The sequence below is a fragment of the Arthrobacter sulfonylureivorans genome (assembly GCF_022637435.1).
Classification (GTDB): domain Bacteria; phylum Actinomycetota; class Actinomycetes; order Actinomycetales; family Micrococcaceae; genus Crystallibacter; species Crystallibacter sulfonylureivorans.
The window spans coordinates 540,069-559,728 of the sequence record NZ_CP093326.1; the positions used below are offsets into that span (position 1 = coordinate 540,069).

Annotated in this window: 18 protein-coding genes; 10 read left to right on the top strand and 8 right to left on the bottom strand. The window is 66.7% G+C overall.

Annotated features, from left to right (window positions below):
• Positions 1-95 precede the first annotated feature (95 nt).
• The 4 genes from MNQ99_RS02660 to MNQ99_RS02675 all read right to left on the bottom strand — a co-directional run bounded on the left by MNQ99_RS02660 (position 96) and on the right by MNQ99_RS02675 (position 5,110).
• Positions 96-1,424, bottom strand: coding sequence for an enolase C-terminal domain-like protein (locus tag MNQ99_RS02660; RefSeq protein WP_241914334.1), 1,329 nt, complete (start codon positions 1,422-1,424; stop codon positions 96-98).
• The gene (locus MNQ99_RS02665; protein WP_241914335.1) at positions 1,421-3,022 is read right to left on the bottom strand and encodes an aldehyde dehydrogenase (NADP(+)); all 1,602 of its coding nucleotides are present in this window, start codon (positions 3,020-3,022) and stop codon (positions 1,421-1,423) included. Before MNQ99_RS02665 ends, MNQ99_RS02660 begins: the two co-directional genes overlap by 4 nt.
• A gap of 102 nt (positions 3,023-3,124) precedes the next feature.
• Positions 3,125-4,072, bottom strand: coding sequence for a 5-dehydro-4-deoxyglucarate dehydratase (gene kdgD, locus MNQ99_RS02670; protein WP_241914336.1), 948 nt, complete (start codon positions 4,070-4,072; stop codon positions 3,125-3,127).
• Positions 4,073-4,225: 153 nt separating this feature from the next.
• Positions 4,226-5,110: a LysR family transcriptional regulator gene (locus MNQ99_RS02675; RefSeq protein ID WP_241914337.1), complete on the bottom strand. Its 885-nt coding sequence runs from the start codon at positions 5,108-5,110 to the stop codon at positions 4,226-4,228.
• A gap of 159 nt (positions 5,111-5,269) precedes the next feature.
• Between MNQ99_RS02675 and MNQ99_RS02680 the strand changes: the two genes are divergently transcribed.
• From MNQ99_RS02680 to MNQ99_RS02695, 4 genes are all read left to right on the top strand, one after another.
• Positions 5,270-6,274, top strand: a complete 1,005-nt coding sequence (locus MNQ99_RS02680; protein ID WP_241914338.1) for a tripartite tricarboxylate transporter substrate binding protein — start codon at positions 5,270-5,272, stop codon at positions 6,272-6,274.
• A 48-nt stretch (positions 6,275-6,322) separates the two neighbouring features.
• On the top strand, positions 6,323-6,874 hold the full coding sequence (locus tag MNQ99_RS02685; protein WP_241914339.1) for a tripartite tricarboxylate transporter TctB family protein: 552 nt from the start codon (positions 6,323-6,325) through the stop codon (positions 6,872-6,874).
• 86 nt (positions 6,875-6,960) lie between these two features.
• A complete protein-coding gene (locus MNQ99_RS02690) occupies positions 6,961-8,487 on the top strand; it encodes a tripartite tricarboxylate transporter permease (RefSeq protein ID WP_241914340.1) in 1,527 nt (508 codons plus the stop codon).
• Positions 8,484-8,879: a universal stress protein gene (locus MNQ99_RS02695; protein ID WP_241914341.1), complete on the top strand. Its 396-nt coding sequence runs from the start codon at positions 8,484-8,486 to the stop codon at positions 8,877-8,879. Before MNQ99_RS02690 ends, MNQ99_RS02695 begins: the two co-directional genes overlap by 4 nt.
• Before the next feature lie 88 nt (positions 8,880-8,967).
• Here the strand turns inward: MNQ99_RS02695 and MNQ99_RS02700 are convergent, their stop codons facing one another.
• The 4 genes from MNQ99_RS02700 to MNQ99_RS02715 form a co-directional block, all read right to left on the bottom strand.
• The gene (locus MNQ99_RS02700; protein ID WP_241914342.1) at positions 8,968-9,663 is read right to left on the bottom strand and encodes a FadR/GntR family transcriptional regulator; all 696 of its coding nucleotides are present in this window, start codon (positions 9,661-9,663) and stop codon (positions 8,968-8,970) included.
• Between the two features lie 84 nt (positions 9,664-9,747).
• On the bottom strand, positions 9,748-10,881 hold the full coding sequence (locus tag MNQ99_RS02705; protein ID WP_241914343.1) for an L-talarate/galactarate dehydratase: 1,134 nt from the start codon (positions 10,879-10,881) through the stop codon (positions 9,748-9,750).
• Between the two features lie 100 nt (positions 10,882-10,981).
• The gene (locus tag MNQ99_RS02710; protein ID WP_241914344.1) at positions 10,982-11,779 is read right to left on the bottom strand and encodes an IclR family transcriptional regulator; all 798 of its coding nucleotides are present in this window, start codon (positions 11,777-11,779) and stop codon (positions 10,982-10,984) included.
• Positions 11,780-11,878: 99 nt separating this feature from the next.
• Positions 11,879-12,865: a 2-hydroxyacid dehydrogenase gene (locus MNQ99_RS02715; RefSeq protein WP_241914345.1), complete on the bottom strand. Its 987-nt coding sequence runs from the start codon at positions 12,863-12,865 to the stop codon at positions 11,879-11,881.
• A gap of 268 nt (positions 12,866-13,133) precedes the next feature.
• Between MNQ99_RS02715 and MNQ99_RS02720 the strand changes: the two genes are divergently transcribed.
• From MNQ99_RS02720 to MNQ99_RS02745, 6 genes are read left to right on the top strand one after another with little or no spacing between them, the layout of a single operon-like run.
• Positions 13,134-14,735: an ABC transporter substrate-binding protein gene (locus tag MNQ99_RS02720; protein ID WP_241914346.1), complete on the top strand. Its 1,602-nt coding sequence runs from the start codon at positions 13,134-13,136 to the stop codon at positions 14,733-14,735.
• 39 nt (positions 14,736-14,774) lie between these two features.
• Positions 14,775-15,791 carry an ABC transporter permease gene (locus tag MNQ99_RS02725; protein ID WP_241914347.1) on the top strand — a complete coding sequence of 339 codons (1,017 nt, stop codon included), beginning with the start codon at positions 14,775-14,777 and terminating at the stop codon, positions 15,789-15,791.
• Between the two features lie 9 nt (positions 15,792-15,800).
• On the top strand, positions 15,801-16,790 hold the full coding sequence (locus MNQ99_RS02730; RefSeq protein WP_241914348.1) for an ABC transporter permease: 990 nt from the start codon (positions 15,801-15,803) through the stop codon (positions 16,788-16,790).
• A gap of 2 nt (positions 16,791-16,792) precedes the next feature.
• Positions 16,793-17,830: an ABC transporter ATP-binding protein gene (locus tag MNQ99_RS02735; protein WP_241914349.1), complete on the top strand. Its 1,038-nt coding sequence runs from the start codon at positions 16,793-16,795 to the stop codon at positions 17,828-17,830.
• Positions 17,827-18,924, top strand: a complete 1,098-nt coding sequence (locus MNQ99_RS02740; protein ID WP_241914350.1) for an ABC transporter ATP-binding protein — start codon at positions 17,827-17,829, stop codon at positions 18,922-18,924. The genes MNQ99_RS02735 and MNQ99_RS02740 overlap by 4 nt, the downstream gene beginning before the upstream one ends.
• The gene (locus MNQ99_RS02745; protein WP_241914351.1) at positions 18,921-19,643 is read left to right on the top strand and encodes a sulfite exporter TauE/SafE family protein; all 723 of its coding nucleotides are present in this window, start codon (positions 18,921-18,923) and stop codon (positions 19,641-19,643) included. The genes MNQ99_RS02740 and MNQ99_RS02745 overlap by 4 nt, the downstream gene beginning before the upstream one ends.
• The last annotated feature ends 17 nt before the right edge of the window (positions 19,644-19,660 follow it).

The window sequence follows — 19,660 nt, forward strand, 5'->3', positions numbered from 1 at the left end:
TGTCCGGTCGGCCAGAAACGGCCGACCGGACAGAGCATCACACGATAAAACACAAAAATCCGCCCGCCCCGCGGGCGCGGAGCGGGCGGAAGATCCTAGCGGACCAAGCAGGGGCGCTTGGGATCGAATTCCCAACCCTGCACCAGGTACTGCATGGTGACGGCGTCGTCGCGCGCGCCGAGGCCATGCTCCAGATACAGTGCGTTCGCCTCGGCCAGCCGCTCGCGATCCAGTTCAACACCCAGACCCGGAGCCTGCGGCACCTTGATCTCGCCGTCGCGGATCAGCAACGGTTCCTTGGTCAGGCCCTGGCCATCCTGCCAGATCCAGTGCGTGTCCAGCGCGGTGATCTCGCCCGGGGCAGCAGCGCCGACCTGGGTGAACATGGCCAGCGAGATGTCGAAGTGGTTGTTCGAGTGCGAACCCCAGGTCAGGCCGAACTCGTTGCACAACTGCGCCACGCGGACGGAGCCGGCCATGGTCCAGAAGTGCGGATCTGCCAGCGGAATGTCGACGGCGTTGGTGCGCACGGCGTGGGCCATTTCGCGCCAGTCGGTGGCGATCATATTCGTGGCAGTCTGCAGTCCGGTGGCCCGGCGGAACTCCGCCATGACTTCACGGCCGGAGAACTTGCCTTCGGCACCGCACGGGTCTTCGGCGTACGCCACCACGCCTTGCATCCGCTTGCCCAGCCGGATGGCGTCCTGCAGCAGCCAGCCGCCGTTCGGATCCAGCGTAATGCGTGCGTCCGGGAAGCGATCCTTGAGCGCGGTCACCGCGTCGACTTCCAGGTCGCCGGCCTGGACACCGCCCTTGAGCTTGAAGTCCTGGAAGCCGTAGCGGGCCTGCGCTGCCTCGGCCAGACGGACCACGGTTGCGGGCGTCATGGCCTCTTCGCGGCGCACCCGCTCCCAGTCGTCCGCCCCGTTGGGCTCGCGCAGGTACGGCAGATCGGTGGCGTCGGGATTGCCTACGTAGAACAGGTAGCCGAGCATCGGCACCGCATCGCGCTGTTGGCCGTCGCCCAGCAGTTCGGCCACGGGAACGCCGAGGAACTGCCCGTGCAGGTCCAGCAGCGCGGATTCGAGGGCCGTCACGGCATGCACGGTGGTGCGCAGGTCGAAGGTCTGCAGCCCCCGGCCCCCGGAGTCGCGGTCGGCGAAGGCGGCGGCAATTTCGCGCAGCAGGCTGCGGAAACGTGCCACCGGCCGGCCCGTGATCATGGCGCCGGCGTCCTCGATGGTGGTGAGGATCTTCTCGCCGCCGGGGACTTCGCCCAGGCCGGTGCGGCCGTCGGAATCGGTCACGATGACCACATTCCGGGTGAAGAACGGACCATGTGCACCGGAGAGGTTCAGCAGCATCGAGTCGTGCCCGGCGACCGGGACCACCTCGACGGCGGCAATGGTGGGTTGGTTGCTCATGCCCCTGCGCCTTCAATGGTGCCGTCGATGCGCCGGTTCAGCCGCCACGGGTTGGACTGCTGTAGGGGTGCCGGCAGTAGGGCGTCCGGGATGTTCTGGTACGCCACCGGGCGGAGGAACCGCTCGATCGCCAGCGTGCCCACTGATGTGGTGCGGGTATCCGAGGTGGCAGGGAAGGGGCCGCCGTGGACCATGGCATGACCCACTTCAACGCCGGTCGGCCAGCCGTTGGCCAGGATGCGGCCTACCTTGCGCTCCAGTACCGGCAGCAGCGGAGCCACCATCGACTGGTCCTCGTCGGTCATGTGCAGGGTGGCGGTCAGCTGGCCTTCCAGCCTCTTGGCCGCCGCCAGCAGGTCGTCGGTGGAGGTGTAGCGGACCATCAGCGACGCAGCACCGAAGATTTCCTCGTGCAACACGTTGTTGGACAGGAAGGTGGGGATGTCGGTGCCGAACACGGCCGGGGCCGGGGCATTCTCAGTGGCTCCGTCCTGGCCGCGGGCCACCAGATCCACGCCATCCTGCTTGCCGAGGGAATCGACGCCAGCGGTCCAGGAGTCGGCGATTCCGCGGGTCAGCATGGTTTGTCCTGCAGCCGGGGCCATGGCGCGGGTTACGGCAACTGCGAAAGCGTCTCCGGTTTCGCCGGCCGGAACGAAGACCAGGCCCGGCGCCGTGCACAGCTGGCCGCTGGAGCCGGTGACCGAACCGACATAGGCGGAGGCCAGCGCGTCCAGGTCGCCCTTGAGCGCGCCGTCGAAAAAGAAGACCGGGTTGATCGAGCTCATCTCCGCGTAGACCGGAATCGGTTCCGGGCGTGAGGCGGCAGTAGCCACCAGGGCGGTGCCGCCGGAGCGGGAACCAGTGAAACCGACGGCCTTGATGGCCGGGTCGGCGACCAGTGCCTGGCCGATGCTGGCGCCGGGACCGTAGATCAGCGAGAACACGCCCGGATGCAGGCCGGAGTCCCGGACGGCCTCGGCAATGGCATGGCCAACAATTTCGCTGGTGCCCGGGTGGGCGTTGTGGGCCTTGAAGACCACGGGGCAGCCCGCGGCCAGGGCCGAGGCGGTGTCGCCGCCGGCAGTGGAGAAGGCGAGCGGGAAGTTGCTCGCACCGAAGACGGCGACCGGGCCCAGCGGAACCTTGCGCTGGCGGATGTCCGCCCGGGGCATCGGCTGGCGGTCCGGCTGGGCCGGATCAATGCGGACGCCGCGGTGGTCGCCCTGGCGCACTACCGCGGCAAACAGGCGGAGCTGGCCGGTGGTGCGGCCGCGTTCGCCGTTCAGCCGGGCAGCGGGGAGTCCGGTTTCAGCCATCGCACGCTCGACCAGTTCGGCGCCGACGGCTTCGATGTTGTCGGCGATCTTCTCCAGGAATGCGGCATGCGTTTCCGGATCCAGCGAGCTGAAGGAGGCGAACGCCTCCTCTGCTGCAGCAGTGGCGGTGGCGAGCTGGGCTGCGTCAATGAGGCTGTAGGCCGGTTCGAGGACTTCGTTGGTGGCAGGGTCGAAGCCGTTGACGGTACCGCCGGTGCCGGTGACGGATTCGCCGGCAATGATCGAATGGCCTGTCAGGGTTGTCTGCGTGGTGGGCATCGGATGCTCCTTCTTTACTGCTTCTTTACTGCGGATGGTCGGCTGTGGCTGAGGGCCGGAAAGCGGCCGCCCGTATCGGGCGGCCGCTTCGGGGCATGGAACCTAGGCGTTCTGCAGGGCAGCGTCCGCCGGGCGGATGCCAGCGGCGTCGATCAGGGCCGCCAGGTCGGCGATGTCCTTCTCGGTCAGGTCCTGCAGCGGCGGGCGGACCAGGCCGCCGTCGCGGCCGATGGCCTTCAATCCACCCTTGACGATGGAGACGCCGTAGCCCTTGACCCGGTCGCGGATCTCCAGGTAGGGGAGGACGAAGCGGTTGAGCTTCTCGGTCACGGCATCGCGGTCTTGGTTGCGGACATCGCGGTAGAAGTCCAGGGCGAATTCCGGAACGAAGTTGTACATGGCGGAGGAGTAGGTGCTCATGCCCAGCTGCAGCAGCGGCAGCGCGAAAGTTTCCGCCGTCGGAAGGCCGCCCAGGTAGAACAGTCGGTCGCCGTTCTTGGCGTAGACCTTGGTGAGGTGTTCGATGTCGCCCAGCGCGTCCTTGAAACCGATGAAGTTTGCGTGACGGTCGGCCAGCGCGGCCACGGTGTCCGCGGAGTAGATGGCGTTAGCGCGGTTATAAACGATGACGCCAACGTTGGTGGCGGCGCAAACGGCGGACACATGGGCCAACAGGCCGGCCTGGTCGCATTCAGTCAGGTACGGAGGCAGCAGCAGTAGTCCTTCGGCGCCAGCGGCCTCGGCGTCCTTGGCGTTCTGGATTGCCTGCGCGGTGGAACCACCGGCGGAAGCGAGGACGGGAACCCGGCTGCCGGCTTCCTCAACCGCCATGCGGACAACGCGGGCTGACTCTGCCGGCGTCAGGCTGAAGCCTTCTCCCGTTCCGCCGGCGGCAAACAGGCCGGCAACGTCGAAGCTGGACTGCCAGTCCAAGTGCTTACGGTAGGCGGCTTCATCAACGTTCAAGTCCGCGTCGAAGGCCGTGACCGGGAAGGACAGCAGGCCGTCCTTGAGCTTGTCTGCGAGTTCATGGGGCGTGTACTGGGCCACGTGCATCTTCCTTTGCAATGGTGCCGGTAGCGGCGGGGTTGAATGCGTTGGTTACACCCTAGGAAGCCCGGATGATGCCTGTCCAAGCCCACTTTTGTATGGATTGATGCACTAAGAGTATTGCCCTGCTGGGCGGGCGCGGCGTCCTGGTGGCTATGCGGCCTTGGTCCAGACACTGTCGAGCATCCTGCGCAGCGCGGGGTTGTGCGCGTTCCGGTTCCAGATGGCGTGCAGTTCCACCGAGTCCGGCGCCAGCCTGGGCAGATGCAAGTAGCTGACACCGTCGACTCCCAGCAGCTGTGCCGACTCGGGTACGAAGGCGACGCCGCGGCCGGCCGCCACCAGCGCCACCATGGTCAGGATCTGGCTCACGGTGTGCACCACGTTGCCGTGTTCGATCGGAATCTGGCGCACCACCAGATCGTAAAAATAGCGGGCCTTGGTCGGTGAGTGCATGATCAGCGGCATGTCCTTCAGGTCGGACACGGCCAGCGGCCGCGCCAACTGGTCCAGCGGGTGCCCCCTGGGAACCGCCAGCATCAGGTTTTCCGAGAACAGCAGGTGCGATTCGAAGAGATCGGTGTCGAACGGCGGACGGGCGAGACCCAGATCAAGGTCGCCGTCCACGAGGGCCTGAACCTGCTCCCCGGTCACCATTTCCCGAAGATCCACGTCAACGTCAGGTAGTTCCTCGGCTATCTCGGCAAGCAAGGGCCCCAGCAGGCTGAACGCCGAGGCAGCAGTGAAGCCAATGCGGATCTCCCCTGCCCGCCCGGCAGCGATACGCCGTGCGGTGCGCGGTGCTCGGTCCGCCGAGACCACCAGTTTCCGCGCTTCGGCCAAGAACGCATGTCCGGCAGCCGTCAGCGCCACCTTGCGGTTGTCCCGCTCCAGGAGTTCCACGCCGATGCTGCGTTCTAGTTTCTGGATCTGCCGGCTGAGCGGGGGCTGGGTCATGCTCAGCCGCTCGGCGGCTCGGCCGAAATGCAATTCTTCGGCGACGGCGATGAAACTGCGGGCCTGATCCAAGGTGAACATGATGCCTTTCCAGTATCATTCAATGCACTAATGGGCTTGGACATGCATCATAGTCTCTTTCTAAGCTCGATGTCCGAGCCACAGTGACCTGCTTCATATGAACCGCGTCACGGCCAATACCCGTTCGAACAACGCTGTTCATCGAGCAAGGAGCCCGTAGTGAAAGCACTCTCCATCCGCCGGACCGTTCTAGGTCTGACCGCCGCCTCTGCTGCGCTGGCGTTGACCGCCTGTGGCGGCAACGTGGGCGGCAGCGCCGCCTCCAAAGAGGGAACTTTCCCCGAGGGCGCCATCACCCTGACCGTCGGCCAGGCTCCCGGCGGCTCCACGGACCTGATCGCGCGCACCGCGGCCGAAGGCATGGCGGACGAGCTCGGCGTCGCGGTACCGGTGGTCAACAAGCCCGGTGCCAACGGAGCCCTCGCGACCCAGGAAGTCGCAGCTATGGAGCCCGACGGGCAGAACTTGGTTCTGCTGAATGCCTCGCTGATCACCATCACGCCGCTGGCAGTGTCCGAAGGCGAAGCCGTCACCCTGGACGAGCTTGACGTCATCAAGGGACTGTCCCAGGACGACTACGTGCTGGTGGCCAGCGCCGACTCCGGCTTTGAAAACCTGGACGACATCAAGAACAGCTCCAAGAAGCTCACCTTCGGCACCACAGGAGTGGGCACCGGTTCGCAGCTGTCGCAGGCCATCCTGTTCGCCCAGGCCGACATCAAGGGCACCGCGGTCCCGTTCGATTCCGGTTCTCCTGCGCTGACCGCGGTCATGGGCAACCAGGTCCAGCTGGCCACCATCCAGCTCGGTGAAGCCAAGCCGCAGATCGACGCCGGCACCGTGAAGCCGATTGTCGTCTTCTCCGACGAGCGCAACACCTTCCTGCCGGACGTCCCCACCGCCATCGAAGAAGGCTACGAGGTTCCGGTGTCCCAGTACCGCGCCCTGGCTGCCCCCAAGGGACTGCCGGAGGACGTGAAGGCGAAACTTGTCGCATCCGTCGAAGCCGCCCAGGCCTCCGACAGCTACAAGGCGTTCAACGAGAAGAACATGCTGACCCCCAAGGAGATCTCCGGCGAGGAAGTCGTCCAGCAGTGGAACGACTTGGCTGCCAAGTACAAGGAGCTCACCGAAAAGTACGACATCTCGCTGGCCGGCGAGTAGCACCACCCACGTAAGGCCGACCGGCCTTCACAGCGAATCGAGTAAACCATGACGCCCCACCGCGAGACGCCAGCAGAAGGCAGCGAGGCAGTCAACGTCATCGACGATGACCTGACACCGGAGGAACTGGCAGCCCAATGGGAGGCCGAGGCCCCGCCGCCTGCAGGACCCATTGCCAACCTCGCATCATCCCTCGTGGTGCTCGCGCTGGGCGTGGCAGGGCTCGTCATGTCGATCGGCCTGGGGCTGGGAACTCCCTCCCAGCCCAGGCCCGGAATGTGGCCGTTCGTGGTCAGCCTGATCATCGCTGTCCTCGCGCTCGCCCAGCTGATTAATGGGCGGCGCGGGGGCCGCGACGGCGAGAAATTCTCCAAGCTGTCCTGGTTGGCTGCCATCGGGTTCGTGACCCTGCTGGCCATGGTGTGGCTTATGCCGATGATCGGTTTCGAGGTCCCGGCACTGCTCCTCTGCTTGATCTGGATGAAGTTCCTCGGCGGGGAAACCTGGCGCGGAGCCGTCCTATACTCCCTGCTGGTTGTCGCGGCCTTCTACGGCATCTTCATCCTGGCCTTGGGAACCTCGATTCCCCACCTGTTCTAGCGGGCGGTGCGCTCCCACAGCGTCGGCTACGCCGCCACCGTGGAACCCTGCGCCCCACCCTTGCCCACTGATCCAAAGGTATTCGCATGGATTTCCTGCAACCGGTCATTGACGGCTTCGGCGTCGTCCTCATGCCCTCCAACCTGCTGTACTGCCTGTTGGGTGTCGTCATCGGCATGCTCATTGGCGTGCTGCCGGGCCTCGGTCCGGCAGCGACCATCGCCATCCTGCTGCCGCTGACCTACGGGATCGAGCCCGTCACGGCCATCATCATGCTGGCCGGCATTTTCTACGGGGCGCAATACGGCGGCACCATCACCTCGGTGCTGCTGCGGCTGCCGGGCGAGGCGAGTTCCGTGGTCACCGTCTTCGACGGCTACCAGTTGGCCCGCAAGGGTAAAGCCGGAACAGCCCTGGGGATTGCAGCCATTGGTTCGTTCATCGGCGGCACAGTGGCCATCATCGGACTCACGTTCCTGGCTCCACTGGTGGCCAGCTTCGCCCTGGACTTCGGCCCCCCGGAGTACGCCGCACTCGCTCTGGTCGGCATCCTGCTGGTGGCCACCATCAGCAACGGCGCCAAGATCAAGGCCCTGATTGCGGCCGCGTTCGGCCTGCTGCTCGCCACAGTGGGACGCGACATCTTTACGGGTGCCGAACGCTTCACTTTCGGCAACCTGAGCCTGGCGGACGGCATTGACTTCGTCCCGGTGGCCATGGGCCTGTTCGGTGTTGGAGAGATCCTCTACAACCTGGAAGAACGCCACCGTGCGGCACAGGCACCTGCAACCGTGGCCAACGTGTGGCCGTCCAAGAAGGACCTCAAGCAGTCGGCCGGGGCCATCGGGCGCGGCTCGGTGCTTGGCTTCTTCCTGGGCATCCTGCCTGGCGGCGGGGCCACCATCTCCTCACTCGCCGCCTACGCGGTGGAGAAGAAGCGCGCTAAGAACCCGGAGCGTTTCGGCAAGGGAGCGGTCGAAGGCGTCGCCGGTCCCGAGACTGCCAACAACGCCGCGGCCACCAGTTCCTTCATTCCCCTGCTGACCTTGGGCATACCCGCCAACGCCACCATGGCCATCATCTTCGGCGCACTGCTCATCCAGGGCGTGACCCCGGGGCCGCAACTGATGGTCGACAACCCGGACCTGTTCTGGGGCGTGGTCAACTCGATGTACATCGGCAACATCCTGCTGCTGATCATGTCCATCCCGCTGGTCGGCCTGTTCGTCCGCATCCTGCGGGTGCGCGCCGCCATCCTGGCACCGATTACCGCCCTGATCACACTGCTGGGCGCGTACACCATCCGCAACTCGATGTTCGATGTGCTGCTGGTGGTCCTCTTCGGAGCCGTCGGCTACCTGATGAAGAAATTCGGCTTCGAGCCGGGACCGCTGGTGCTGGCCTTCGTGCTGGGCGCGCTGCTGGAGTCCAGCCTGCGGCGCTCGCTGCTGGTGCTCGACGGCGACGTCGCCGGATTCATGGGCCGCCCGATCTCCGCCACGCTGCTGGTGGTCTTCGTGCTGGTCGCCGTGTGGCCGATGGTCAAGTCCGTCATGGACCGCCGGAAGAACTCCCAGACCGCCCCCCTCATTAAATCTAAGGAGAACGCATGAGCATCCTGGTCGGTTATGTACCCACCCCGGTGGGCGAGGCGGCCGTGGCCGCCGGGATCGCGGAAGCAAAGCTGCGCGATGAAGAGCTGCTGATCGTCAACTCCACCCGGGAGGGGGCTCTGGTTGACAAGACAGTCGCCTCCGAGAGCGACATCCTGCGGCTGAAGTCGGCGGCCGATGCGGCCGGCGTGACAGCCGAGGTCTTGCGCCCGACGCACCGCGATGATCTGGCCGAGGAGATCCTTGAGTTGGCCCGCGAACGCGAGGTCTCGCTGATTGTTATCGGCCTCCGCCAGCGCAGCCAGGTGGGCAAGTTCATCATGGGGTCGCATGCCCAGCGCATCCTGCTGCAGGCCGACCGGCCGGTGCTGGCCGTCAAGGCAGCCGAGTAGCCCACCTCAGCCACACCACGCGGCAACCACGAAGCGGCAGCAGACAAGTGTCTGCTGCCGCTTTGCTGTCCACCGCGGGCCGGGCGGGTCAGTGCCCGGACTCGCGCTCCAGCCGGTGCAGCGAGTTGACCAGATGCGTGCGCATGGCGGCGGCGGCGGCCATGGCATCACCGGACTCGACCGCGGCCAGTACGGCTGCGTGCTCCGCGGCCACCTCGGCAAGGCGGCTGGTTTCCCCCTCGGCCGCGCTGGCCTCCAGCCGGTAGCGGGGCATGGCGATCATGGCCGGGCCGAGGGCCGCTATCGCATCCTGCAGGAAGGGGTTGCCGCTGGCCTCGGCGACGGTGCGGTGGAACTCGAAGTCGTGGGCCAAGGCCGCGGCCGGGTTGGCACCGGCGCGGGAGAAGTCTTCGTTTGCGGCGCGCAGGGACGCCACCTGCTGGTCTGATCGCCGGACGGCGGCCAGGGCTGCGGCTTCGCTTTCCACCCCGGTCCGGAACTCCACTAGCGCCCGCCGATCCTGGAGCGTGCGCACCGGCCGGGCTGTCCGCGACACGTCCGGTTCAACAGGCGGGGTCAGGGCATAGCTGCCGCTGCCGCGCCGGGTATGCACCAGCCCCTCGGCCTGCAGCCGGGTGATGGCCTCGCGCACCACCGTGCGGCTCACGCCGTGCTCGGCGATCAGCGTGTTCTCACTGGGCAGCTTGTCGCCCGGGGCGATCTCGCCGTCGACAATGCGCCGGCGCAGCTCATCGACTAGGGCGGCCGTCAGGTTCGGTTTCATCGCCGGTGCCTTCCTTCGTGACAAATGGGGGAACGACGGCGGTGCGGGGCACCGCCGTCGTCATGTGGACCAAGCGCGGCCGGCTCAGGCGCGGCCGAACTCCACGCTGTCCGTGGTCCAGGCGCGGGCCTGGTCGCTGAAGGTGAAGCCGAGGCCCGGACGGTCCGGCACGATCATCCGGCCGTCGCGGGTCTCGAGGCGCTCGTTGAACAGCGGATCGAGCCAGTCGAAATGCTCTACCCACGGCTCGCGCGGGTAGGCGGCGGCCAGGTGCAGGTGGATTTCCATGGCGAAGTGCGGGGCCAGATCCAGCCCGGCCTGGTCGGCCAGAGTGGCCAACCGAAGGAATTGGGTGATGCCGCCGACGCGCGGCGCATCGGGCTGGATGATGTCGCAGGCACGGGCGGCGATCAGCCGTTCGTGCTCGGCCACCGAGGCCAGCATTTCGCCGGTCGCGATCGGTGTGTCCAAGGCGGCGGCAAGGGCGGCGTGGCCCTCGGCGTCGTAAGCGTCCAGCGGCTCTTCGATCCAGACCAGGTCGAACTGCTCCAGGCGGCGCCCCATGCGCAGGGCAGTGGCGCGGTCCCACTGCTGGTTGGCGTCCACCATCAAGGGCACGTCGTCGCCAATGTGCTCGCGGACGGCGGCAACACGGCGCAGGTCTTCCGCGGTGTCGGGCAGTCCGACCTTGATCTTGATGCCGCCGATGCCCTCCTCGATGGAGCGGCTGGCGCGGTCCCTGACCTCGTCGATGGAAGCATTGAGGAAACCGCCGGAGGTGTTGTAGGTGCGGACCGAGTCGCGGTGGGCACCAAGGAACTTGGCCAGCGGCAGCCCGGCCCGCTTGGCCTTGAGGTCGTAGAGCGCAATGTCCAAGGCGGCCAAGGCCTGGGTTGCCACGCCGGAGCGGCCCACCGAGGCGCCGGCCCACAGCAGCTTGTTATACAGCTTGGCGATGTCGTTGGGGTCCTCGCCAATCATCGTGTCGGCAACTTCCTTGGCGTGGGCATACTGGGCGGGCCCGCCGGCGCGCTTTGAGTAGCTAAAGCCCAGTCCCTGGTGGCCCTGCTCGGTGGCGATCTCAGCAAACAGGAAGACCACTTCGGTCATCGGCTTCTGGCGACCGGTAAAGACCTTGGCGTCAGAAATCGGCGTGGCCAGAGGCAGCGTGGCGGTAGAAAGCTTGACGTGCCGGATGGCATCGGGTGTGTAGGGCATGACGGTCCTTACGCGGGATGTGCAGATGGACTCATCCTACAAGTGGCCAACTTGTTCTACAAGTATCGGCGGCCCAAGGGAGCGGCGGTGCGCCGTCCCTTCAGCCCAGCAGGCCGGCCAGCCCCCCGACGGTCTCCTCCGTGACCGCAGCGGTCTCCCGGAGGGCTGCTGCGATGTCGCGTTCCCGCGCCGAACGCAGCTTGGACAGCGGAAGCGATACGGAGAGCGCGTCGACGCCGTCCGGCCCGCAGTCGACAGCGACCGCCACACAGGCGATGCCTGCGGTGTTCTGTTCGCGTTCGACGGCGTAGCCGCGGCGGCGGACGGTGGCCAGTTCGCGGGCCAGAGCGGCCTGAGAGGTGATGGTCTTGCCGGTCAGGGAGATGAGTTCGGCCGGCAGCTGCGACCGCAGCGCAGCGGGGTCCAGCGACGCGAGTGCCGCCTGTCCCAGGCCGGTGGCATGGGCGGGCAGCCTGCGGCCCACGCGTGCGGCGGTGCGTTCCTGGCCGGGCGCCTCCCAAGTGGCCAGATAGACGATGTGGCCGCCGTCCAGTCGGCCGAAGTTCACGGTGCAGCCCACCTTCTTGCCGAGCAGACCGAGTTGGGGCCGGATGACTTTCAGCAAGGGATCCGCATCCAAGTAAGTGGTCCCGGCCAGCAGTGCACGGATGCCGATGCTGTAGGTGGTCCGGGACGGATCAGTGCGGACCCACCCCGAGTCGATCAGGGTCCGAAGCAGCGCGTAGACGCTGCTCCGCGGGGCATCCAGGACAGAGCAGAGCTCCCGTATGGTGACGGGTGCATTGCCGCGGGCCGCGAGCACCTCGAGGATGTCGATGGTGCGGGCCGCGGATTTCACTTCGCGCACTCCGGATGGATGATCGGCTGGATCCGCCATGGCGCCCCTTTCCCACTGTCTGAGCCCATCCTAGGGGGCGGCGGCAGCCGGTGGCGGCAGCGCCCGGAGCCCGAACGGCGGTCCGGGCGCTGCCGGGCTTTAACCCACCGGGGTGACCAGCGAAGCATCGCGCAGGTAGCTGCGCAGGTTCTCCAGTGTCAGCGCGGCCATGTCGGCGCGGGTCTCGCGGGTTCCGCTGCCGACGTGGGGGAGCAGGACAACGTTCTCCAGTTCCATCAGCTCGGCGGGGACATGGGGCTCGGACGCGAAGACATCCAGCCCGGCACCTGCCAAGCGGCCCTCCGTCAAGGCGGAGACCAGGGCTTCTTCGTCCACCACGGTGCCGCGGGCGATGTTGACCAGGTAGCCTTCCGGGCCGAGCTTGGCCAGCACAGCGGCGTCCACCAGGTTGGCCGTCTCGGGGCCTCCGGCCGCGGCGATGACCAAGACGTCCACGGCTTCGGCCAGTTCGGTCGGCGAGGCTTGGTAAGTGTAGCCGGAGCCTTCGACGGGACGGCGGTTGTGGTAATGGATTTCGCAGCCGAAGGCCTCCAGCCGCTTGGCGATGGCCTTGCCGATCCGGCCGAGGCCGAGGATGCCGACCTTTTTGCTGGAAGCGCGGGTGGCCAGCGGGTAGGAGGGGGTTGACTCCCACTCGCCGCGGCGGACGAACCTGTCGGCGGCGGTGGTCTGGCGCAGTACATCCAAGTAGAGGGCCAGAGCAGTGTCGGCCACGCAGTCCGTGAGCACGTCGGGTGTATTGCTGATCGGGATGCCGCGCTCGTTTGCCTGCGCGACGTCGGTCGCATCGTAGCCCACGCCGAAGTTCACGATGGCCTCGAGATTCGGCAGTTGGCGCATCAAGTCGGAGTCCACGCCGAAGCGGCCGGAGCAGACCGCAACACGAACGCCGTCGGCGTGCCGCTGCAGGAATTCTGTGCGCTCGGGACCATCCGGAAGCCGCGCGGCACCGAACTCGTCGGCCAGTGCAGCGGCCACGGTGGGATTCACCGGTCCGACCTGAAGGATCTGCTTGCCGCTGATGGCGGTGTGGTTCTCGGCCTGCGCCGCTGCGTGGGTACTCATGTCAAGAACAGTAAGAAAACCGGTGATTCACGTCCAACACGCAGATTGCATTGATCAATACCCCTGGGGCATGGATCGCGGTTTTCCTTGCAACGGCGCGGAATTCGGCGGTTCCCGGCGACCCTCCGCGGCAGTTCCGGGCGCGACGCAAAAGTCCTGCTCTTGACGTACGGTGATCGCGCTCACAAGGCTGTTGCTTACCAATCCAACCGCCGGCTTCATATGTAGACAAGCCCGGCCCCTATCATTCGCTCCCTCGGAGGAAACAATGTCGTTTGAATCCCTTACCGGGTCGTCGGGAACGACCGGTACGACCAAGCGCCGTCGCCTGAGTCTGGCCGTGGCTACTGCGGCGGTCGGCGGCACCATGGTGCTCAGCGGCTGCTCGGTGGCCAACTCGGAGAACGCGGCCGGCGGAGCCACCGGCGCGGCTTCGGAAACCCTCCGCGTGGTGCTCCAGCAGGAACCGCCCACGCTGGAACCCTGTGAATCGAACCTGACGAGCACCGGCGTCGTCGACCGGTCCACCATCACGGAACCTCTCGTTGAGCGCAACCCGTCCACCGGTGAACTCGAGCCTAAGCTCGCCACCGAGTGGAGCTCGGAAGACGACACCGTGTGGACGTTCAAGCTCCGCGAGGGAGTGACCTTCCACGACGGCAGTGACTTCACCGCAGAGGACGCCGCCCACACCATCGAGCGCGCGGTCAACTCCAAGCTGGGCTGCAACGTTGAGGGCTACGTCTTCGGCGACGACGACCTCGGCGTCGAGGTGGTCGATGCCACCACGCTGAAGGTCACCGCCGCTGAAGCAGACCCGATCCTGCCGCTGCGTCTGTCCTTCCTGGAAGTTGTCCCGAGCGAGACTTCGGACACCGAGAAGGTCCGCGAACCGATCGGCACCGGTCCCTATCAGCTGGACGAGTGGCAGGCCGGCCAGAAGATCACCGTCTCCGCCTATGACGGTTACTGGGGCGAGAAGCCGGCCTACGCGGCTGCGGAGTACCAGTGGCGTTCCGAAGGCAGCGTCCGCGCCGCCATGGTCACCTCCGGCGAGGCCGACATCGCGATGGGCCTGAGCCCGGAGGACAACATCGGCGATCTGGGCGTGCCGTACCCGAACAACGAGACCGTCGCGCTGCGCATGCACAACGACAAGGCTCCGTTCACCGACATCCGCGTCCGCGAGGCCGTCAACTACGCCATCGATAAGGAAGGCATCGTTTCCAGCCTCTACGGCGGCCGCGACAAGGTGGCAGCGCAGCTGGTGCCGGAAGGGGTCGTCGGCCACAATGCCGCACTCGAAGGCTGGCCGTACGATCCGGAGAAGGCCAAGTCCCTGGTAGCCGAGGCCAAGGCCGATGGAGTCGACACCAGCGCCCAGATCAGCCTGATTGTCCGTACTGCCCAGTTCCCGAAGATCGAGGAACTGGCCCAGGTCATCCAGGAACAGCTCACCCAGGCCGGCCTGAACGTCAAGCTGAAGATGATGGAAACCAGCCAGCACCTGCAGTACCAGGTCCGCCCCTTCGTCGACGACGAGGGAGCCATCATGCACATGGTCCAGCATGGCAACCAGGCCGGTGACGCTGCCTTCAGCGTGGAGCAGTACATGATGACCGACGGTGCGCAGAGCTCCTTCGGCACCCCGGAGCTGGACAAGTTGATCGAAGAGGCCAACGCCGCCACCGGTGCTGACCGCCAGGCGGCGTTCGAAAAGGTCTTCACAGCCCAGAACGAAGATGTTGTGCAGTTCGCCCACGTCTCGCACCAGACCGGCATGATCGGCAAGGCCGCGACGGTGAACTATGAGCCGAACTCGTCCAGCGGTGACGAGCTGCGCTTGGCCGAGATCACCCCCGCCCAGTAGGCCTCGCGGCTACCGGAGTTTGAGAAGGAGAGGGAAGCTGTGCTGACCTATCTACGGAAACGGATCATTTCCAGTGCCTTGCCGCTGGTGGTCGTGGTCATCGGAGTCTTCGCCCTGGCGAGGCTGACCGGCAATCCGGCCAGTCTGTACCTGCCGCTGAATGCCACCGAACAGATGCGCGCGGATTTTGCCACCCGGAACGGGCTGGACCAGCCGTTGCTGGTGCAGATGGCGGACTACTTCGGCGGAGTCCTACAACTGGACTTCGGCACTTCCCTCAGGACGGGAGAGTCCGCGGCAGCCATGGCGCTGCGGGCTTTCCCGGCCACCCTTCAACTGGCGGCCACCACCATGGTGATCGCCATCATCCTGGCCGTGCTGGTGGGCAGCTGGGCGGCCTTGAAGCCCAACGGTCTGGCCGACCGGGTTGCCAGCTTCGTTTCGATGGCGGCGGCCTCAATCCCCGATTTCTGGCTTGCGATTGTCGGCATCTGGGTCTTCGCGATCACGCTGGGCTGGGTCCCGACCTCAGGCGTCGGCGGTGCCGAAGCCTGGGTGCTGCCGATTGCCACCTTGTTGATGCGCCCGTTCGGTGCGCTGGTCCAGGTGGTGCGCGGCGCCATGGTCTCGGCCTTGTCTGAGCCATATATCAAGCTGGCCCGCAGCAAAGGCGCCTCGCAGACACGCGTGGTCACCCGGCACGCGCTCCGCAACGCGGCGGCACCGGCCCTGACCGTGGCCGGTGACCTGACCGTGGGCCTGATTAACGGTGCCGTGGTGGTGGAGACCATCTTCGGCTGGCCCGGCATCGGCAAACTGATGATCGATTCGATCCTGCAGCGGGACTTCGCCGTCCTGCAGGCCGCCGTCCTGCTGACCGCCATCGCGATCTTCGTACTGAACATCCTGATCGACCTGGCCTACGCCCTGCTGGACCCGCGGGTCCGCCCGGCCGGCGCCGGTTCGCGGCGGCGGAAGAAGGCTCCGGCCCGGCCCGATGTCCCCGCGGAAGCCGAAATTGCTGAAACCACCCCTGCCGCTCCGGTCCGGGTCTAGGAGGACACCATGAGCGAAACCATACGCACAGAAGCCGCGCCCGGCGCCGGAGACCGGCGGCAGGCCAAGGGCAAGATGGCCGCCAAATCCAATGACCCCAGCATGCTGCGCATGCTGCTCCGCGACAAGTTCGCCAGCACGGGAGCGGTGATCCTGCTGATCGTGTTCGCCACGGCGGTGTTCGGCCCCATGCTGATGGGCGAACTGGCCACGAAACAGAACCTGATGTTCGCGAACAAGCCCCCGTTCGACCCGGCCAATGGCTGGGAGTATTTCCTGGGCTCCGATTCACTGGGCCGCTCCGTGCTGGCTCGCCTGGTCGTGGCAACCAGGACCACCTTGCTAGTAGCCATTCCGGCGGTGGCGGCGGCGCTGCTGATCGGTTCACTCTGGGGTGTGTGGGCCGGCTACCACCGCGGCTGGCGGGAAAACGTTTCCATGCGGGTGGCCGATGTGATCATGAGCTTCCCCTCGCTGCTGCTGGCCGTCGTCGTGCTGTATGTCTTCAGCCCCTCGGTCGCCAACATCGTGCTGATCCTGGCGCTGACCCGCATCCCGATCTACCTCAGAACCGCGCGGGCCGAGTCCGCCGAGCTGCAAAGCCGCACCTTCGTGGACGCGGCCCGCACCTTTGGTTCCACGCCGAACGCCATCATCCGGCGGCACGTGATTCCGGTGGTCGCGCCTACCCTGCTGACGCTGGCCACGCTGGAGTTCTGCTACGTCATGCTGGCCGAGTCCTCGCTGTCCTTCCTGGGCATCGGCATTCAGCCGCCGGACATCAGCTGGGGCCTGCTGGTGGCCCAAGGACGGCAGTACCTGCAGACCGCCTGGTGGCTGTCCATCTTCCCGGGCGTTGCCATCGTGATTACCGCCATCGCCGCGAACATGCTGGCCGCCTGGCTGCGCATCGCCACCGATCCAAGCCAGCGCTGGCGCCTGACGCTGCCGGGCCGCAAGAAGTTCATTACCCGTATTTCTGCCAAGGAGTCCAAGTGACCATGACGGCAACCACTGACACCACACGCTCCGACGCCCATCCCGTGGTCCTGCGGGTCGACGGACTCAACGTCGACATCCGCACTCCGCTGGGCACGGTGCGCGCCGTCAGCCAGGCCGGTTTCGAGGCCCGGGCAGGGCAGACCCTGGCCCTGCTGGGCGAATCCGGCTGTGGCAAGTCGATGACGGCCAAGGCCATTGCCGGGCTGCTGGATCCGGTGGCCCACGTGGCCGGCGGCTCGATGGAGCTCGAAGGCAAGGAACTGGCCGGCATGGGCGCCAAGCAGCGGCGCAAGATCGCCGGTGCCGAGCTGGGCATCGTGTTCCAAGACGCCTTGACCGCGCTGAACCCGGTCTATCCGGTCGGTGTTCAGATCGGCGAGGCGTTCCGGATCCACCGCGGCCTCTCCGCCGCGGATGCCCGCAAGGAGGCCATCGCGCTGATGGACCGGGTAGGCATCCCCCATCCGGAATCCCGGGTAGATGCCTTCCCGCACCAATTCTCCGGCGGCATGCGCCAGCGCATCCTGATTGCCATGGCGGTGGCTCTGGGCCCGCGCCTGCTGATCGCGGACGAGCCGACCACCGCGCTGGACGTGACCGTCCAAGCCCAGATCATGGACCTGCTGCGCCGGCTGCGCGAAGAGGAAGACATGGCCGTGGTGCTGATCACGCACGACCTCGCCGTCGTCGCAGAAGAAGCCGACACGGTCTGTGTGATGTATGCCGGCACTGTGGCCGAATCCGGACCCGTGGCCGAGGTGTTCGCCAACCCCCGTCACCCCTATACCAAGGGCCTGCTGGAGTCAGTCCCGGCCCAAGCCGAACGCGGGGCGATGTTGGCCTCGATCCCGGGCAGCCCGCCTGAGCTGAAGAACATCCCCTCCGGCTGCGTCTACCAAGATCGCTGCCCGCTGGCGCAGGAACTCTGCCGCGCCGAGCGGCCGGCCCTGCGCGAGACCGCCCCGGGGCGCTACGCGGCCTGCCACTTTTCCGACCTTCTCGATCCCGAGACGTCCCTTCAGGAGACCCAGTCATGACCGCACAGCTCGACAGTGTGCAGGAGGCCGGGACCGCGGCCCTCGAGGTCCGCGACGTCACCAAGACCTTTCACGTGGCCCGCAGCGGCTCTGGCAGCAACCAGCTGCGCGCCCTGGACGGCATCAACCTCTCGGTGGGCCGCGGCGAAACCCTGGGCCTGGTCGGCGAATCCGGCTGCGGAAAATCCACCTTGGCCCGCACCCTGATGCTGCTGGAAAAGCCGGACTCCGGCACCGTGGCCTTCGACGGCAAGGATCCCTTCAGCCTGCGCGGTAAGGAACTCATGGCCTGGCGCCGGCGCGTGCAGATGGTGTTCCAAGACCCGTTCGCGTCGCTGAACGCCCGGATGACTGCCGGCGAAATCATCGCCGAACCCTGGGCCACCCACCGCGGACTCTTCCGCACCGGACGCGAACGCGAAGCCCGGCTGCACGAACTGCTGGAACTAGTGGGTCTGCGCGCCTCGGACGCAAAGAAATCGCCGCAGGAATTCTCCGGTGGGCAGCGCCAGCGCATCGGCATCGCCCGGGCCTTGGCGCTGAACCCGGAACTGATCATCCTGGACGAGCCGGTCTCCGCCCTGGACCTCTCTGTGCAGGCCCAGGTGCTCAACCTGCTCAACGAACTGCAGGAGAAACTGGGCGTCAGCTACATTTTCATCTCGCACGATCTGTCGGTGGTCCGCCACGTCACGGACCGGGTGGCCGTGATGTACCTGGGCCGGATCATCGAAACCGGCACCACCGAAGACGTCTTCGAACGCCCGCTGCACCCCTACACCGCAGCGCTCATGTCGGCATCGCCGAAGCTGGACCCGGCCGACCGTCCCGCTGAACGGATTGTGCTGCGCGGCGAACTGCCCTCGCCGCTGGACCCGCCGTCGGGCTGCCGATTCCGCACGCGTTGCTGGAAGGCAGAGGACATCTGTGCGCGGCAGGCACCGCCTGCCCAGACGGCAGAACACGTCGGCCGGGTGCAGCTTGGCGTCCCGCAGCTGCGCGGGGCAGCAGCACCGGCCCACGCCGCCGAATGCCACTTCCCGCTGACCGATGCCGCCGAACCCGGCCTCCAGCCGACTACGGTTGGGGAGTGAACCCCGCGGACTATCTGATTCTGGCGGTGGCGGTCTGTGCCGCCACCGCCCTGCAAGGATCCATCGGGTTCGGCGCCGGACTGGTGGCGGCCCCGGTGATCGCCTTGGTGGCCCCGGAACTACTGCCGGCGCTGGTCGTGATGCTGGCCTGCCTGGTCACCCTGCTGGTGACAGTCCGTGAACGTGCCCATCTGGACCTCAAGGGTGCCGGCTGGGCGCTGGCGGGACGGATCCCGGGCAGCGTCCTGGGCGCGTGGCTGGCTGTGGCGATGTCCACGGCGGCACTCTCCTGGCTGGTGGCCGGCTGTGTCCTGGCAGGCGTCGGCTCGGCGTTCCTGGGCTGGCGGCCGGTACCGAACCGGACAAACCTGGTGGCTGCCGGCGGTCTCTCCGGGGTGATGGGAACGGCGACGGCGATCGGCGGCGCTCCGATGGCTCTCGTCTGGCAAGGTCAGCCGCCCGCACGGCTGCGCGGCACCATGAGCGCATTTTTCCTGGTCGGTTCCGTGGTTTCGGTGAGCCTGCTGGCGGCAGCCGGAGCCGTCACCAGCGGCACCGTGGCGGCATTCCTCTGGCTGGCCCCGGTGGTGCTGGTTGGCTTCTTGGTGTCGCGCTGGCTCAATCGTTTCCTGGATGCGCGGCGGCTGCGCTTGGTTGCACTGATCGCCTCGGCCGGCGGGGCGGTCCTGCTGATCATCCGGCTGGTCTTCGGCGGCTAAGCAGCGGGTCGGCGGCC

Excerpts from the sequence above, each read along its gene's own strand:
- MNQ99_RS02660 (WP_241914334.1), bottom strand. The coding sequence starts at position 1,424 with ATGAGCAACCAACCCACCATTGCCGCCGTCGAGGTGGTCCCGGTCGCC.
- MNQ99_RS02665 (WP_241914335.1), bottom strand. The coding sequence starts at position 3,022 with ATGCCCACCACGCAGACAACCCTGACAGGCCATTCGATCATTGCCGGC.
- MNQ99_RS02675 (WP_241914337.1), bottom strand. The coding sequence starts at position 5,110 with ATGTTCACCTTGGATCAGGCCCGCAGTTTCATCGCCGTCGCCGAAGAA.
- MNQ99_RS02685 (WP_241914339.1), top strand. The coding sequence starts at position 6,323 with ATGACGCCCCACCGCGAGACGCCAGCAGAAGGCAGCGAGGCAGTCAAC.
- MNQ99_RS02690 (WP_241914340.1), top strand. The coding sequence starts at position 6,961 with ATGGATTTCCTGCAACCGGTCATTGACGGCTTCGGCGTCGTCCTCATG.
- MNQ99_RS02695 (WP_241914341.1), top strand. The coding sequence starts at position 8,484 with ATGAGCATCCTGGTCGGTTATGTACCCACCCCGGTGGGCGAGGCGGCC.
- MNQ99_RS02700 (WP_241914342.1), bottom strand. The coding sequence starts at position 9,663 with ATGAAACCGAACCTGACGGCCGCCCTAGTCGATGAGCTGCGCCGGCGC.
- MNQ99_RS02705 (WP_241914343.1), bottom strand. The coding sequence starts at position 10,881 with ATGCCCTACACACCCGATGCCATCCGGCACGTCAAGCTTTCTACCGCC.
- MNQ99_RS02710 (WP_241914344.1), bottom strand. The coding sequence starts at position 11,779 with ATGGCGGATCCAGCCGATCATCCATCCGGAGTGCGCGAAGTGAAATCC.
- MNQ99_RS02715 (WP_241914345.1), bottom strand. The coding sequence starts at position 12,865 with ATGAGTACCCACGCAGCGGCGCAGGCCGAGAACCACACCGCCATCAGC.
- MNQ99_RS02720 (WP_241914346.1), top strand. The coding sequence starts at position 13,134 with ATGTCGTTTGAATCCCTTACCGGGTCGTCGGGAACGACCGGTACGACC.
- MNQ99_RS02730 (WP_241914348.1), top strand. The coding sequence starts at position 15,801 with ATGAGCGAAACCATACGCACAGAAGCCGCGCCCGGCGCCGGAGACCGG.
- MNQ99_RS02735 (WP_241914349.1), top strand. The coding sequence starts at position 16,793 with ATGACGGCAACCACTGACACCACACGCTCCGACGCCCATCCCGTGGTC.
- MNQ99_RS02740 (WP_241914350.1), top strand. The coding sequence starts at position 17,827 with ATGACCGCACAGCTCGACAGTGTGCAGGAGGCCGGGACCGCGGCCCTC.